Here is a 15,875-nt window from a genome sequence, read left to right as displayed (position 1 = left end):
GCATGAGCGACCCTGATCATCTCACGGCGCTCAGCCTACGCGCAGCCCCTCAAGCATCCGCCGCAGCGTCGGCACCGGATCGCCGCCGGTCGTCGCGTCAACTCTGACCCACAGCTCATAGATCCGGCTGCCGACCGGGATCAGCGCGTGCTGCGCGTACCAGACCGTCTCGCCTGCCAGGGGCTTGAAGCGGTCGCGGCGCAGCGTATAGACCCGCCCCGCGCCGAGCGGCGTCTCGATGGGCCGCATATCGACGATCGCGCTTTGGTTGGGCAGCACCGCGAGGTACGGGTCTGGCTCCGACGCGATGAGGCCCAGAATCTCGACGCCGCCCGCGAAATACTCAGGCTCGCCCGTTCCGAGATCGGCGAGATCCGAGCGTTCCTGATCGAAGAATTGGACGGACGCCGCTGGCTCGCCTGAGACGCCCCACTCCGTCGGGATGCTCAGCGAGTAGCCGCCCGCCTCGTTGGTGTAGGTCTGCCACGCGCCGCCGGTATCCGCCGAGGCCATCGCCGTGGCAACGGTCGCGGTTGGCTGTGGGGCGGGCGTGAGCGTGGGGCTGACGCCGGATGTTGGCGAGATCGTCGGTGATTGGCTGGTTGCTGCGGGCGTCCTGGTGTTCGTCACTGTTTGACGGGCCGAGCCGCAGCCGACGAGCAGCAGGCAGACGATGAGCAGGCTGAGTAGACGTTGTGGCATGGCGGGCTCCTCATGCTAGCAGCGACACGATTCACGTAATGACCATTCATCAAGCGCTGTTGCCCTGAAATATACACAAAATGATCTGCCTGTCCAATCCTACGCCTGGCCCTCCTGTGAGATCGAGGAGTCTGATCTCAGACCAACGTAGAACAATCGGCGGTTGACAAGCCGGCGCTGGCTCTGTACAATCGTGGCTATAACAGCGAAGAACAGGAAGAGTAGGCATTGCGCACGCTGATAGAGAAGGTGGGCCACCGGCTGGAAGCCCGCCGCAGCAGCAGACACCGAACGTCGCCTGGGAGCTGAACGAGCGAAGCCAGTAGCTCGTTTCGGGTGCGCCCGTTACCGCGCCAATGAGTGAGCGAGCTATTGCGCCTGTCCGCGATGCCTCGCTAATCAAGGTGGTACCGCGTGAGCTTCGCCTCTCGTCCTTGGCTGGACGAGGGGTTTTTTGTGATGCGGAAACGGAGGTGGTCGTCGTGGACGACGATGGCGTTGTCGTCGCCGGACGAGTATGTAGCGCCTAGCGCAGAATCACGCTTCTGCTCTGTGCGCTGCATACTCGGTGGTTCGCCCGAAATGGAATGACGATCAACTGATTGGGAGTAGAGCAATGTCAACGACAAACGATACACGCGCCTGGCTTAAGCAGGCCGATCTCTCGAAAGCCTACGAGGCGCAGCAGATCGAGCGCGACATCTACCGCTGGTGGGAAAGTTCCGGCTACTTCAAGCCGCGCGCGACCGACGAGAATCGCGGACGGCCTCCGTTCGTGATCTCGCTGCCGCCGCCCAACGTGACCGGCGTCCTGCACACCGGCCACGCGATGATGGCGACACTTGAGGACATTATGATCCGCTGGCACCGCATGCTGGGCGACGAGACGCTCTGGGTGCCCGGCACCGACCATGCCGGAATCGCGACACAGGCCGTGGTGGAGAAGCACCTGGCAAGCCAGGGCATCTCGCGCCACGATCTGGGCCGCGAGCGCTTTGTGGATGAGGTCTGGTCCTGGGCCAACAGCAAGCACGATCGGATTGCGGACCAGATGCGCGGTATGGGATCGAGCTGCGATTGGGAGCGCGAGCGCTTCACGCTCGACGAGGGCCTGTCGCGGGCGGTGCGCGTGGCCTTCAAGCGGCTCTACGACGACGGCCTGATCTACCGGGCCGAGCGGCTGGTGAACTGGTGCCCTAAAGACCACACGGTGATCTCCGATCTTGAGGTGGAGCACGAGGAGCGCCAGAGCCACCTGTGGCATATCCGCTACAAGCTGGCCCAGGAGGACGATAGCGACTGGCGGATCGGCGCTGCGGCGGACGGCGGCGCGCGCTGGATCACCGTGGCGACGACGCGGCCCGAAACGCTGCTCGGCGATACCGCCGTGGCCGTGCATCCCGAAGACGAGCGCTACGCCGGGCTGATCGGCGGCGAGGCGCTGCTGCCCGCGCTGGGACGGCGCATCCCGATCATCGCCGATGCGAGCGTGGATCGCTCGTTCGGCACGGGCGCGGTGAAGATCACGCCCGCCCACGATCCGAACGATTACGAGATGGGTAAGCGCCACAATCTGTCGTTCATCAACATCATGAACCGCGACGTGACGATCAACGAGCAGGGCGGGCCGTACGCCGGGATGGATCGCTACGCCGCGCGCAAGCAGCTAGTAGCCGATCTTGAGGCGGCGGGCAACCTCGAAAAGATCGAGCCGCACACGCTGAACATGGGTACCTGCTCGCGCTGCGACACCGTGATCGAGCCGCTGCTCAGCCTGCAATGGTGGGTGAAGATGGAGCCGCTGGCGCAGCCCGCGCTGGCTGCCGTGCGCGAGGGTCGGATCAAGATCGTGCCGGAGTTCTACGAGCGTGTGTACTTCCACTGGCTGGAAAACATCCGCGACTGGGCGATCTCGCGGCAGCTCTGGTGGGGGCATCGCATCCCGGTGTGGTACTGCGAGAGCTGCCAGGGTCTTACGGTGGAGGTGGACGATCCAAGCGCGTGCGCGCAGTGCGGCAGCGCGTCGATCCGCCAGGATGAGGACGTGCTTGACACGTGGTTCTCCTCGGCGCTGTGGCCCTTCTCGACGCTGGGCTGGCCGGAGCAGACCGACGATTTCAAGCGCTACTATCCGACGAGCGTGCTGGAAACCGGCTACGATATTCTCTTCTTCTGGGTGGCGCGCATGATCTTCATGGGCCTGTACCTGACCGAGCAGGAGCCGTTCCATACGGTGTATCTGCACGGCCTGGTGCGCGACGAGCTCAACCGTAAGATCTCGAAGTCGCTGGGGAACGCGCCCGACCCGCTGAAGATTATCGAGCAGTACGGCACCGACGCGCTGCGCTTCACCCTGGCGACATCGAGCGCGCCCGGCCAGGACTTCTCGCTCCAGCCGACGCGGCTTGAGTCGGCGCGCAACTTCGCCAACAAGCTTTGGAACATCACGCGCTTCACGGTGAGCAAGCTGGGCGAGTTTCATGCCACGCGCCAGGGCGGGATCGATCTCGCCGCCGCCTGCGATCTGTCGCTGGCCGATCGCTGGATCATCTCGCGCTACAACCGGCTCTGCGCCGATGCAAACCGGCTGATGCAGGCGTACAACTTCGGCGAGGCCGGGCGGCAGATCGAAACGTTTCTGTGGGACGATTTCGCCGACTGGTATATCGAGAGCGCCAAGGTGCAGCTTGAGGGCGACGAGCGGCGACAGGCATCGACGCGCGAGGTGCTCTACACGGTGCTGGAAGGCGCGCTACGGCTGCTGCATCCGTTCATGCCCTACGTGACCGAGGCCGCCTGGCAGCATCTCACCGATGGCGCTGCCAACCGGCCCGAAGCGCTGATCATCGCGCCGTATCCACAGGCCGAGACGGCGGCAATCGACGAGGGCGCCGCGCGCGACTGGGAGCAGGTGCAGGAGATTGTGCGCGGCATTCGCAACATCCGCAACGAGACGGGCGTGGAGCCGGGCCGCTGGATCGAGGCGATCATCGTGGACGGCCAGCGCACTGCGGCGCTCGATGCGCAGCGTCCGATCATCAGTCGGCTGGCGCGCGTGGCACCCGATAAGCTTCAGGTGACGGCGAGCCTGGCCGAGCAGCCGCAGAACGCGGCGACCCTGGTGGCGGGCAGCGCGGAGGTGTATCTGCCGCTGGCCGGGATGGTCGATCTGGCCGAGGAGCGCGCCCGGCTGGGCAAAGAGCTTGAGCGCGTGGAGGCCGACATCCAGCGGCGGGCCGCGAAGCTCTCCAACGAAAGCTTCGTCAGCCGCGCGCCTGCCGCCGTGGTGCAGCGCGAGCGCGACGGGCTGGCCGAGGCGCAGGCGACCGCCGCGAAGCTCCGCGAGCGCATCGCCGGGCTGGGGTAACGCCTAGGAAACAAGGGAACAAGGGAACAAGGAGGTTAAGCCTTTGTTCTCTTGTTCCTTTGCTCTTCCCCGGTTTGTCCTACCTCACCTGCCTCAGCGCATCGCGCAGCCGTGGCAGCCCGCTGGCGATCTCCTGGCGCGAGACAGCGCCCACCGAGATGCGGAACCAGCCGTTTTGCTCCTTGAAGCCGAACGCGCCGAAGGGCACCACGCCAAAGCCCGCACTGTCAAGCACGAAGCGGCGGATGTCGTCGTTGGTGGTGAACGTCTCGCCGTCGACCGAGCGCCCGATCAGATCGAGCTGCGCCGAAAGGTAGATCGCGCCTTCGGGAGCCATACAATCGACCGGCAGGCCCTCGGCCCGCATGGTCTGAAAGCCCTCGTAGAGCGCGTTGAGCCGCGCCTGAACCTCGGTCTTCATCTGCCCGTGGTACTCGTGGATCGCCTCGACATCGTTGAGCAGCTCCGCAGTGGCAAGCTGGACCGGCTTGGGTGCCCACGCGCCGATGTGCGCGATAATATCCTTGAGCGGCGCGGCGACGACCGGCGGCGCGATCGTCCAGCCAACCCGCAGGCCGGTCGCGGCAAAGCCTTTCGAGATCCCGTCGACCAGGATCGTGTAGTTGATCATCTCCGGCGCGACCTCAGGTGGCGTGTAGTGGTGCGCATCGCCGAAGGTCAGCATCCAGTAGATCTGATCGAAAAGCAGATAGAGCGCTGGACGCTCCTGCTCGACGCGGCGAGCGTTCTCCTCAAGCACCAGCTCGCAGATAGCGCGCAGCCGCTCCGGCTCGATCACGGTGCCGGTGGGATTGAGCGGGCTGTTGAGGCAGATCAGCCGCGCCGCGCCGATATGCGGAGCGAGCGCCTCTGCCGTCGGCAGGAAACCTTCCTCGCGCCGCGTCTCGATCTCGATGGGAGTCGCGCCGACCAGATGGCTGTAGTGGTTGTTGTTCCACGACGGCATCGGGTAGATCACTGTATCGCCGGGGTTGAGCAGCGCGCGATAGGTGGCATAGATCCCTGGACGCCCGCCGCTCTGCACCACGATCGACGAGAGCGGATAGGACAGACCCAGCTCGCGGGCGTAGAGATGCTGGATCGCTTGCCGCAGCTCAAGCACGCCATCCGACGGCGGGTAGTTGGTCTGCCCGGCCTGGAGCGCGCTAATCGAGGCTTCGGTGAGCGCCTGGGGCACCGGAAACTCTTTCGGGCTGAAATCGCCAACGGTCAGATTGAGCACGGGCTTTCCGGCAGCCTGCATCGCCCGAATATCGGCGGAAATTTTTAGAATCTCCGAGCCGACGAGTCCCGCCGCGACTTCGGAAAGATCACGCGGTGATGCATGCTGATTGTTCTCGAAGTAGCTTGCTGCATCGACCATTGGACGGTTGATTGTTGCCATAGCCTCATCCTTTGAATGTGTGAAGTGACCGCATGAACAGTCCACACACGTTGTGGAACCATCGGCGATGACGGAATAGCGCTAAGGGTATAGCAGCCAGCGCCATCCGTCAATGTTCGCAGATTCAAGGATGGTCCCAGGTGTAAGAGACACATGTAGTATGCCGCAGAACCGGACGTTTTGTTACGATCAAGTGTCGTTTATGTGCCGCGCGCGATAAGTTTAAAATGATGAATATGCTACAATAGGCACTATGCATCATGGTGAATCGCCCGCGCTCCCTGTGGCTGGACATCCACCACTTGGTGACTCAACGTTCATGCCTGTGCATGCGCGCCTGTTTCGCTGGTTGGTTGGTGCTGTCGGCCTGCTGTCGATGGTATTCCTCATTCCCTGGATCGATCTATCTGCCCTGCCTTATCTGATCTTTCTGGCTACAATTGGCGTGGCCGCCGAGCTACTGCTGACGATTCGCTTTAGCCCACAGCGCGCGCTCTCGTTGGGCGCGACGTTTACCTTCGCCGTTTTCCTGATCTTTGGTGCGGCTCCGGCGGCGCTGGTTCAGGTCGTAAGCTGGATCTTGAGCCAATTATCCCAGATTTTCTATCCACGGATGCGCACGCCAAGCCGTATTTTCATCATCTTCAACGCCGGTCAGATCGCGCTCTGCGGCGTGAGCGCCGGTCTGATCATTTGGCTGCTCCTGGGCAGGCCGCTGAATCAGCCGCCAAGCGATCCTGTGACGGCGCTGCTGATCTATGCGCTGACCTACCTGCTGATCAACGTCCTGCTCACGACGGTCGCTACCTGGCTCCGCTTCGGCTGGACTGAAGTGTACCAGCAGCTCTGGCCGAATGTCAGCCTGTGGACGATGCTGAGCTTCATCATCTGTATTCCCCTCGCCATGGTCGTCGCCAGCTTCCGCAGCGGCGCCGTCGGCTTTGTGCTGGATGTGCTGCTGATGTTCGGCGTGCTGGCCGTTGTCAGCTACATTGTGCGCATCACGCTGCGGCTTCAGGCGGCCAACCGCGAGCTGAAGGTGCTCAACGAGATCAGCCATAACCTGGCGGGCTCCCTGGTGCTGGACGACCTGTTTCCCTCGATCTATCGCAGCGTGCAGCAAGTCATGCCCGCCGATGTCTTTCTGATCGGTCTGGTCAACGACGAGTATACCGAGATCGAGGTGCCGTTTCTGATCGAGCAGGACGAGCTGCTGGCTCCGCGCACGTTCCCGCTGGAGGCGACGATCGCCGACCAGGTATTGCGGAGCGGGCACTCGGTCTTTATGTCCGACCTCAAAGTCACCGACCAGCACGTGCGCTTCGGGCGCGTCGATAAGCATTCGGCGGCGGTGATCTTCGTGCCGCTGTACGTCGGCGATCAGGTGATCGGCGTGATGTCGGCGCAGAGCTACCTGCCGAACGCGTACACGGCGCGTCAGCTTGAGCTGCTAACCTCGATTAGCCAGATCGCCGCTGTGGCGATCAATAACGCCCGGCTCTTCGCCCGCGAGAAAGAAGTGCTGCGCAGCCGCGAGGAGTTTGTATCGCTGGTGGCGCATGAGCTGAAGAATCCGCTGGCGGCGCTGCTGGGCCACTCGCAGCTTTTAGAGCGGCGCGTGCGTCAGGCGGACGAGAAGCTGCGCCGTCCCGTGGGCGTGATTCAGGAACAGGGCGAGCGCATGAACCGGCTGGTCGAGGACCTGCTGGATCTTTCGAGGGCCGACTCGGGCAGGCTCACGCTGCACATGCAGCGGATTGATCTGGCGTCGCTGGTTCGTAACGTCGTCGATCAGCAGAGCGTTTTGACCACGCGCCACGGCCTGGTGGTCGAGTGCCAGGAGCCGCTGTCGCTGATCGACGGCGATGTGCTGCGGCTGACGCAGGTGTTGCAAAATTTGCTGAGCAACGCGATCAAATACTCGCCGCACGGCGGCACGATCACCGTCAGGCTCTCGGTTCGCACCAGCGACGATGCGCGATGGCCGCGCCGCATCCGCAGGCAGATCAAAACAGCGCGCTCCTGGGTGCTCGTGCAGGTTGTCGACCAAGGCATCGGCATTCCTCCCGATCAAATTGGCCGCATCTTCGACCGCTTCTATCGCGCGCGGAATACCGTACAGGCCGATGTGACAGGCACGGGCCTGGGGTTGAGCGTGTGTGATGGCATGATCAAAGCGCATGGCGGCGTGATCTGGGCCGAGTCCAAGTGGGAGAACGGATCGACATTTTCGTTTGCCCTGCCCGTGCCGTCGGCGGAGTAGCATCGATCGAACACCGGCTATGAGCGTCGATCCGGCTTCCAGGGCCTGGCATGTAACCTGCTTCCGAGCCTGCTGTGATGGCTGTATATCGCCAATCGATCGTGCTATTGCAGGAGGAGAAGACATGAGACGAAGGCTTATCTCGCTGGTACTGGCGCTGATGCTTGGGCTTGGCCTGCTTACAGGCTGCGGCGCTGAGGCAGGCGAAGGAATCGAAGGTGGCGATGGAATCAATCCGGGTCTGGCACAGCCAGGCGAGGGCGGCGAAGGATTTGAAGGCGGCGAGGGCGGCGAGGGCGGCGATTAGCGCCGAGCTATCGAGCCAGCTAGACATAAACGAGGGGTCGACGCGATTGCGTCGACCCCTGCTGCGCGCTGATCTCAGGTATCCCGCCGGGTTATCTAGGCGGTGATCAGGCTTTCGTCCTTGTGCTTCTCGCCCTCCTCGATCAGCATGATCGGAATGCCGTCTTCGATCGGGTAGCGATAGCCGTTGCGCCGATTGACGAGCCACTCTTTGCCGTCGGCATCCGTCATGAGCTCAACCGGCCCTTTGTCGACGGGACAGGCCAGGATCTCCAATAGCTCCTTGCTGATCGTGCGTTTCGCGCCGGGAGCCGTGCCGTTGCCGCTCAAGTTGCCCACGGGCGCAAGATCAAAGGCGCTATCTTCCTGGTACTGGCGGTACAGGCGTACGATCGCGTAGCCTAGCCCGGCCAATAGACCAAGTCCAAGTAATCGCCGAAAGGTTTTCATCATTCCTCCTGCATCGAATGCGAATCTCTGGTAGCGCTGCGAGCGTCCTGGGCGGTGTCGGCGAGATCGGCGAGGCTCGCGCGCTTGGCTGCATAGATAAAGACTTGAATTTTTGCGACATCCTTCACGCCGCCGCTTTCGACGCCGCTGCTCACGTCAACCACGTTGGGCTGGACGCGCCGAACGGCAGCCGCGACGTTTTCAGGCGTTAGACCGCCTGCCAGCCAGGTTGGGCGCTGGCGGGCAATTGCCGCCGCCTGCTCCCAGTCGCCGGTAACGCCCGCGCCGCCGAACGATCCCGCTACATGGGCGTCGATCAGCAGCGGCGCTACCTGCCCGGAGTCGCCTGTCTGAGCCAGCCAACCGGCCTCGCTGGGATGCCGATCGAAGCGGATCGCTTTGATCACCGGCCTGCTGATCGCAGCGGCAAGCGCCACCTCTTCATGGCCGCTAAGCTGCGCCCAATCCAGGCCAACCTCGTCGGCGATACGGTTGATCGTCTCGGGCTGCTCGTTGACGAACACGCCGACAAGACCGACGACCTTGCCTGTCTCGTCTGCCGCCGCGCGAACGGCAGCGACGATCTTACGCGCTTGCAGGAGGCTGATGCGCCGCTTGCTTGGCGCAAAGACCAGCCCAACGAAATCGGCACCAGCGGCTACTGCGGCCCGACCATGCTCAGGCGTCATGATGCCGCATATTTTCACGTCGACAGTCATCGGATACTAAACGTTCCCCGCAGCGCTGGCGCTACTCGTTAGCGCTCTCGGCCTCGCCAGCGGTCGCCTCGTCTCCGGTCGCGGTCGTCTTTTTGCGACGGCTGCGACGCTTTTTGGTGCCGTTGGTCGCCTTGCGCGCATCGTCGGTATCGGCTGCGCCATCCGGCTGATCGGCACTGGCCGTCACAGGCTCGGCTGGCGCTTCGCTCGAAGGTGCCGCCGGTTGAGCCGCTTCTGCCGCCGCGCTCGCCGGTTTCTTGCGGCGATTGCGGCGCGGCTTGGCCGCAGGCTCTTCGGTCTTCTGCTGCGCGGGCTGCTCGCTCTCGTCTTCGGCGGGCTGGGGCGCGCGGCTCTCGGCGGCCAGCGGCTCGATCGTCTCCGGCGCGGGAGCAGCGGTGGTTTCGGCGGCTGGCTCCGCTGATGCCTCGGCTGCCTGCGCTTGCTTGCTATAAGTCCGCGCCCGGCGTCGGCGTGGCGCGGCGGCGGCAGCCCCGGCCTCCTGAACCAGGCCCGCTGCGCTTTCAACGACGGGCGCTTCCGCCGCCGTCTGACCGGCTGCTTCGGCGCGCGGCTGTGTTTCGGCTGTCTCGGTTTGCGGCTGCTCGCTGTAGAAATTGTCGCGGGCAATACGGTACTGCGAGCTTAGCCGGTAGTAGGCTTTCGCGCCGCGCCCGGTGCGCTGGAGCATGCCCCGGTTGATCGCCTGCTTGACCAGCTCTTTCAGCTCGTTGTTGGTGAGATCGATGATCTCCTGGTTACGCAGGCCGCGCAGCGCGCTGAAGATCTCGGCAAAGCGAACCGGATCGGTGAACTGCGACATCGAGCCCCGGAAGATCTGCCACTCGCGCTCGCCGAAGCTTGGCCGCGTGGTCTGCTCCTGGGCCGGAGCCTCGGCTACCGGTACTTCTTCCTCGATCGGCGCGACAACGGGCTGCGGCTCGGCCTCGACTGGCTCGACGACGCCGGGAATCTCCACGACCTCCGGCACGATATACGGATGCTCAACGACATCGAGCATCTCCGGAGCCTCAGGCGCGAGCAGCGCTTCCTCTAGCTCCAGCTCGCTCTCCAGCTCGCGCTCGGCCTGCTGCGAGGCAAGATCCTCGGCGAACTGGCTGACGCGCATCGGATCTTCGCCCGGCAGGAAGACCTCTGTCACCGTGCCGTTGGTGAAGATCTGCACCTTGCCCTGCCGCTCCGCCTCCTTGACGAAGTCCTTGAACTTCGAGAACGGACGACCGCTGGAGTCCTTGACTTTCGACTCGTTGAAGCCGCTGTCAAGCTCACGCATCAGCACCTTGAGCGATCCCAGGTTGCTGACGAAGCCACGCTGACGCGCCAGCTGGATCGCATCGACGAGCGTGTCGTAGACGGAGCGCTGTGGCGCTGGTGCCTCGACCTCAGGCGCGGGCGCGGGGCGCTCGGTCTTTTCGCGCTCGCGCCTGGCCTCGACCTTGCCGTTGCCGTCGCCGCGCTCCCGCTCGCGCTCGGCACGCTCGGTCTTTTCGCGCTCGCGGCGCTCGGCCTTGGCCTGCTGCTGCTCCTGACGCTGCTGCTCCTGGCGCTGCTGGGGCGACTTGAGATCGGCGATCTGCTCGTAGAAGAGAAATTCGTCGGCGCTCTGAGCCAGGTGCGCGCTAGCAGCGCCGCCAATACCGATGATCACGACCTCTTTGCCGTGCTGCCGGATCGCATTGACCAGCGGGATAAAATCCCGATCGCCGGTGACAAGCACGAATTTGTCAAGGTGAGTCTGCGTGTAGAGCGTGCGCATCACGTCGATGCAGAGGTGAATATCGACGCTGTTCTTAATCGGGCGGCCCGTGCGGCCTACCTCGCGATCGTAGTAGTAGGTGGGGACGTACATCGGCTCGACGCCGTTGGCAAATAGGGCCGAGGTGACACGTGGGTAGCGGTACCAGTCGGCGTAGGCGCGGGCGATAACGATGCGACCGTAGTCTTCGCAGCGGTCCATGATCATCTCAAAGTTCGGCGTCGCGTCGAACTTCTCGCGCACGGAGACATAGACGTTTTCAAAATCCACAAAAACGGCTACGTCTGAGCGGGTTTTTGGTCTCTCCATAAATCAATTCTTCTCCAACGGATTGTACGATACAGGACTCTGGAAAAGCATCTTATCGAGAGCAGCAAGATGCTTTGCTGATGAAGCCACATACGGCAGATACGGGCACGTTCTACGTGTTCAAGAACAATCCTGTATCGTACAATCTGCCACATGTGCAAAACTTAGGGCGCGACAGGCGCGCCGATCGCGTACAACAGCAGCACAAGCGCGGGCGCAGTTGCGATTGCTGGGATGAGGTTGGCAACCCGGATGCGCTTGAGCTCCAGGAGCAATAACCCGATTCCCAGCATCAGAATTCCGCCTGCTGCCGTCATTTCGTCCAACATGACGCTCCCCAGCGGTAGCGTTGTTCCTCCAGCAAGAATCGTTCGCTCGCTCACCAGCCCTGTCGCGCTCTCTCCCAAGACCCGTGCCAGGAGCGTGATGCCGCCCTGAACGACAAAAATGGTGAGCGTTGATAAGCCGACGCCCCAGCCAAGCGCCGAGGCTAATGTCAGCGATGCGATCATGTCGAGCAGCGATTTGATCGCGATAAGCTGGTAATCGCCCCGCAGCCCATCCTGGATCGATCCCAGGATCGTGATCGGCCCAACACAGAAGATCAGGCTGGCAGTGACAAAGGCCGTTGCCACGCTTGTCTGGCGCTTAAGCCGTGACTCCGGATCGCGCGGATCGCCGTTGTCCTGCGCGAACGTGTCGAGCTGCTGCGTTGGTCGCGTGCGACGTGCCACAAGCGCCTCGACGCGGCGGCCAACGTGGTCAAGCGCGGCATCGATCTGCCACCATTCGCCGAGCATTCCGCCGATCAGCACGCCGCCGAGCGTCAGCAAGATGTTGTGCGTGCTCGCCGTCATGTGCAGGCCCAGCACCAGCGTCACGATTCCGGTCACTGCCATAGCCGTCTCGCGAAAGCGCTCCGGCAGCCGATTGCCGATGAGGACACCAAGCAGCGTTCCAAGAGCGACTGTAGCAACATTGATCAACGTTCCGACAGGCAGGATCACGCTGTAGTAGGCTCCTCCGGCGCTTCTCCGGTCAGTTCGCGAATTTTAGCGGCAATATTCGGTGCCGTCACAATCGCTTCGCCTACAAGTATAGCATCCGCACCCCAGGCCCGCAAACGCGCGCAATCTTCGCTGCCCCGGATTCCGCTTTCGCTGACCAGGATCGGGCGGCTGGTGGACGGTAGCGCGGCCAGGAGTCGCTCGGTGGTGGTGAGGCTGACCTCGAAGGTGTGCAGGTTGCGATTGTTCACGCCGACGATCGACGCGCCCAGCGCCAGCGCTCGCTCCAGCTCGTGCTCGTCATGCACTTCGACCAGCGCCTCCATCCCCAGCGCCTCGGTGAGATCCAGCAGCGCGCGCAGCCGCCCGTCGTCCAGCGCCGCCACGATCAGCAGGAGCGCGTCGGCTCCGTAGGCTCGCGCCTCGTATACCTGATACGGCTCCAAAATGAAATCTTTTCGTAATAGTGGGACGTACACCGCCCCGGCTTCGGCATCCGACCCAGGCCGCCCATCTTCCGGGGGGTCGGGCTGCATGGCCCGGATCGTCTTGAGATACTGGAGGCTGCCGCCGAAGAAGCGGACATCGGTGAGCACCGACAGCGCATCCGCGCCGCTCGCGATGTACGTCTGCGCCAGCTTGATCGGGTCGAAGTTCGGGGCGAGCACGCCTTTCGATGGGCTTTTCTGCTTGACCTCGGCGATCAAGCTCAGCCGGTGGCGGCGCAGAACTGCGCCAAACGATCGTGGTGGGAGCGCCGCCTGAGCACGCTCCTGGATCTCGGCCAGCGGCACCTTCAGATGTTGTCGGGCGACCTCTTCGCGCTTATGGGCAAGAATCCGGTCAAGATACGTTGCTTCGCTCATGCGTTATCCTGATACAGTCAAGCTAATCCTGGCTACGCGACTCGGAGAATGTCGGTCGCATTATAGCGGGTCGCGCGCCGATCCGCTCAGCGTATAGACCATAATGTATCATATTGACAGGGCCGTAGCTTGGCCCTAGACTCGGCACGTTGACAACAGGAGCATCATCTATGGCAAATGTCAAGCTGGAAGAGCTGATCCGCAACGTGCCGGATTTTCCCATTCCCGGCGTGCAGTTCAAGGATATTACGACGCTGCTGCGCGAGGGCGCTGCTTTTCAGACCGTGATCGAGCAGATCGTCGAGCGGTTCCAGAATGAGCGCGTCGATATTGTGGCGGGCGTTGAGTCGCGCGGCTTTATCTTCTCCGCGCCGGTCGCCTACAAGCTCGGCGCGGGGCTGGTGCCGATCCGCAAGCCGGGCAAGCTCCCCGCCCAGACGGTCGAAGTGGCCTACTCGCTTGAGTACGGCACCAACGTTTTGCAGATGCACGCCGACGCATTCGAGCCGGGCGCGCGCGTGCTGATCGTCGATGACCTCCTGGCAACGGGCGGCACCGTCGCGGCGGCAGTGGAGCTGGTGCGTCATCTGGGCGGCGAGATCGTCGGGCTGGCCTTTGTGATCGAGCTGCTCTTTCTGGAAGGTCGCAGGCAGCTTGGCGACTATCCAATCCACTCGCTGGTCCAGTATTAGCGGCTGGGCTGGCCTACCACGGACACGACGATACCCGGCGGAGCGGGCGAAGATTGACATAGCGCTCAAGCACAGCGAGTTTCTAGTGGTCTGGTACTTGCACTGGCCGGATCGACACGGTATTATGTAGAGAGCGCGGTATTCCCACGCTCCTGTTATGAGGAGGTATCGTACATGGCAACGATTCCGCTCGTTGACACCAATACTCTGGTAACACTCACGCCGACAGCCGCAGAAAAACTGCAGGGCCTGATGAAAGAAAAGCAGCTCGAAAATCATGCGCTGCGCGTCTTCGTCGCTGGCGGTGGCTGCTCTGGCCTTCAATATGGCATGACGTTCGACGATGAGACGCATCCCGGCGATGCCGAGTTTGAGGTCAGCGGCCTGAAAGTTCGCGTCGACCCGATGAGCGCGCGCTATATTCAGGGCGCGAACATCGATTATCAGGATTCGCTGATGGGCGGCGGGTTTAAGATCGATAATCCCAACGCTGTCGCGTCCTGCGGCTGTGGCTCGTCGTTCCGCCCGCGCGACGAGGAAGGCTACGAGGATGCCTCGGCTGGCGGTGGCTGCGGCAGCGGCGGGTGTGGCTGCGGCCACTAGGCGTCGTCGAGCGTGCGCTACAACTAAACGGAATAAAACGGTCATCTGAACGAAACGGAGATGACCGTTTTGTTTTGGTGGAAAACAGCTATCCCCAGCATGATCGAAAGGGTAGTCGCTGCCGGGACCAATAGCCAGGTTCGCCGAAGCGGCACCTGGCATAGCATACTAGCTGTAGCGCTTCGACGATCGGAGCCGGGCAGTGGCGGCGGCTGATGTGCTTGGAGCGGCCTTAGCACAGCATTGCGATGAAAGGTTTTGATGATGGCTGCGGCAGATAGACGAATACACATTGTTGGGATCGGCGGCACGTTGCAGGAGCGTTCAACCAGCCGGTGGGCGCTGGAGCGTGCGCTGCAAGCCGCTGCGGCGGCGGGCGCGACGACAGAGCTGCTGGCGCTCTACGAGCTGGACCTGCCGATGTTCGTGCCCGGCAGGCCGCTGGAATCCTACGTGCCATCGGTTGCGCGTATGCTCGAAGCCGTGCGCAGTGCCGACGCGCTGATCCTCAGCACGGTAGGCTATCACGGCACGCTGGCGGGCGCGACTAAAAATGCGCTTGATTTTTTTGAGTTTTTATCGAAAGATGAGCGTCCGTACATTCATGAAAAAGTGGTCGGCCTGATCGCCACCGCAGCCGGCGAGCTGGCGGCAGTGAACGCGATCAACCCGCTGGTGCATGCGGTTCACGCGCTGCGCGGCACGGTAGCGCCGCTCTTCGTGCCGATCCCGCGTCCTGGCGAGGTCTTCGATGCCCAGGGCAACGTGGTCGATCCCAAGTGGGCCGGGCGGCTGGATCAGTTGGGGCGCTTAGTGGCCGAGACGGCCAGCAAGTTTCAGCCCACGCCGATCGATACGGCGTCGCTGTAGGTCGAACCTGTGCTATCATGAGGCACACTTGTGCCCTCCGATCTGGATAGAAGATTCGGGAGCATGCCCGAATCTTTCTCGTGTTTGAGCGAAGGAGCTGTCGATGAATCGTCGTCTGCCGTTCAAAGAAGCGACGCCCCGTGAGATCAAGCAGCGCCTGGACGCTGGCGAGGATCTGATGTTGATCGACGTGCGCGAGCCGGAAGAGGTGCGCATCGCGTCGGTTGCGCAGGCCGAGGTCTATCCGCTCAGCCAGGCGGCGGGCTGGATCGACTCGCTGCCGAAAGATCGCGCTCTGGTGATCCTGTGCCACCACGGTTCCCGCAGCGCGCAGGTGGCGATGGCGCTGATGCAGCGCGGCCATTCCAGCGTGACCAACGTGTCTGGCGGCATCGATGCCTGGTCCCAGCAGGTCGATCCCAGCGTGCCGAGGTATTAGGTTAGGGGGAGTACGTGAACAAGGAAACAAAGAAACAGGGGAATAAAGGAGCTAAGCGGTGGTTCCCTTGTTCAGCCTCCGTTCTTAGCTCCTGGTTTGCTGT

Annotated in this window: 14 protein-coding genes and 1 other annotated feature; of the genes, 7 read left to right on the top strand and 7 right to left on the bottom strand. The window is 62.8% G+C overall.

The genetic code is table 11. The features are described from left to right. Positions 1-30: 30 nt before the first annotated feature. On the bottom strand, positions 31-702 hold the full coding sequence (locus VFZ66_08725; protein HEX6289260.1) for a hypothetical protein: 672 nt from the start codon (positions 700-702) through the stop codon (positions 31-33). A 199-nt stretch (positions 703-901) separates the two neighbouring features. Then, positions 902-1,141 (top strand) — a binding site (T-box leader). Positions 1,142-1,318: 177 nt separating this feature from the next. Here VFZ66_08725 and VFZ66_08720 point away from each other — a divergent pair. Next, positions 1,319-4,069, top strand: a complete 2,751-nt coding sequence (locus VFZ66_08720; GenBank protein ID HEX6289259.1) for a valine--tRNA ligase — start codon at positions 1,319-1,321, stop codon at positions 4,067-4,069. 79 nt (positions 4,070-4,148) lie between these two features. On the opposite strand, the gene VFZ66_08715 is transcribed toward VFZ66_08720, so the two are convergent. Then, positions 4,149-5,474: an aminotransferase class I/II-fold pyridoxal phosphate-dependent enzyme gene (locus VFZ66_08715; protein ID HEX6289258.1), complete on the bottom strand. Its 1,326-nt coding sequence runs from the start codon at positions 5,472-5,474 to the stop codon at positions 4,149-4,151. 319 nt (positions 5,475-5,793) lie between these two features. On the opposite strand from VFZ66_08715, the gene VFZ66_08710 reads away from it, so the two are divergent. Both VFZ66_08710 and VFZ66_08705 read left to right on the top strand, forming a co-directional pair. Next, entirely contained in the window at positions 5,794-7,737 is a 1,944-nt protein-coding gene (locus tag VFZ66_08710) for an ATP-binding protein (GenBank protein ID HEX6289257.1), read from the top strand. Positions 7,738-7,861: 124 nt separating this feature from the next. Continuing rightward, a complete protein-coding gene (locus tag VFZ66_08705; protein HEX6289256.1) occupies positions 7,862-8,044 on the top strand; it encodes a hypothetical protein in 183 nt (60 codons plus the stop codon). Between the two features lie 95 nt (positions 8,045-8,139). Here VFZ66_08705 and VFZ66_08700 read toward each other — a convergent pair whose 3' ends face one another. From VFZ66_08700 to trpC, 5 genes are all read right to left on the bottom strand, one after another. Next, positions 8,140-8,493, bottom strand: a complete 354-nt coding sequence (locus VFZ66_08700) for a Trm112 family protein (GenBank protein ID HEX6289255.1) — start codon at positions 8,491-8,493, stop codon at positions 8,140-8,142. Then, complete coding sequence (locus tag VFZ66_08695; protein HEX6289254.1) at positions 8,493-9,212, bottom strand: phosphoribosylanthranilate isomerase; 720 nt, start codon at positions 9,210-9,212, stop codon at positions 8,493-8,495. Before VFZ66_08695 ends, VFZ66_08700 begins: the two co-directional genes overlap by 1 nt. A gap of 31 nt (positions 9,213-9,243) precedes the next feature. Beyond that, a complete protein-coding gene (locus VFZ66_08690; protein ID HEX6289253.1) occupies positions 9,244-11,295 on the bottom strand; it encodes an NYN domain-containing protein in 2,052 nt (683 codons plus the stop codon). Between the two features lie 164 nt (positions 11,296-11,459). Then, positions 11,460-12,302: a DUF554 domain-containing protein gene (locus VFZ66_08685; protein ID HEX6289252.1), complete on the bottom strand. Its 843-nt coding sequence runs from the start codon at positions 12,300-12,302 to the stop codon at positions 11,460-11,462. Continuing rightward, positions 12,299-13,168: an indole-3-glycerol phosphate synthase TrpC gene (trpC, locus tag VFZ66_08680; protein ID HEX6289251.1), complete on the bottom strand. Its 870-nt coding sequence runs from the start codon at positions 13,166-13,168 to the stop codon at positions 12,299-12,301. Before trpC ends, VFZ66_08685 begins: the two co-directional genes overlap by 4 nt. A gap of 170 nt (positions 13,169-13,338) precedes the next feature. On the opposite strand from trpC, the gene VFZ66_08675 reads away from it, so the two are divergent. The 4 genes from VFZ66_08675 to VFZ66_08660 all read left to right on the top strand — a co-directional run bounded on the left by VFZ66_08675 (position 13,339) and on the right by VFZ66_08660 (position 15,772). After that, on the top strand, positions 13,339-13,860 hold the full coding sequence (locus VFZ66_08675) for an adenine phosphoribosyltransferase (GenBank protein ID HEX6289250.1): 522 nt from the start codon (positions 13,339-13,341) through the stop codon (positions 13,858-13,860). Positions 13,861-14,034: 174 nt separating this feature from the next. Next, positions 14,035-14,463, top strand: coding sequence for an iron-sulfur cluster insertion protein ErpA (erpA, locus tag VFZ66_08670; protein HEX6289249.1), 429 nt, complete (start codon positions 14,035-14,037; stop codon positions 14,461-14,463). A 264-nt stretch (positions 14,464-14,727) separates the two neighbouring features. Further along, entirely contained in the window at positions 14,728-15,333 is a 606-nt protein-coding gene (locus VFZ66_08665) for an NADPH-dependent FMN reductase (GenBank protein ID HEX6289248.1), read from the top strand. A gap of 103 nt (positions 15,334-15,436) precedes the next feature. Then, complete coding sequence (locus tag VFZ66_08660; protein ID HEX6289247.1) at positions 15,437-15,772, top strand: rhodanese-like domain-containing protein; 336 nt, start codon at positions 15,437-15,439, stop codon at positions 15,770-15,772. Positions 15,773-15,875 lie beyond the last annotated feature (103 nt).

Source organism: Herpetosiphonaceae bacterium (assembly GCA_036374795.1).
In the GTDB taxonomy this organism is placed as follows: Bacteria; Chloroflexota; Chloroflexia; order Chloroflexales; family Kallotenuaceae; genus LB3-1.
This window is presented reverse-complemented; position numbering and strand designations above follow the sequence as displayed.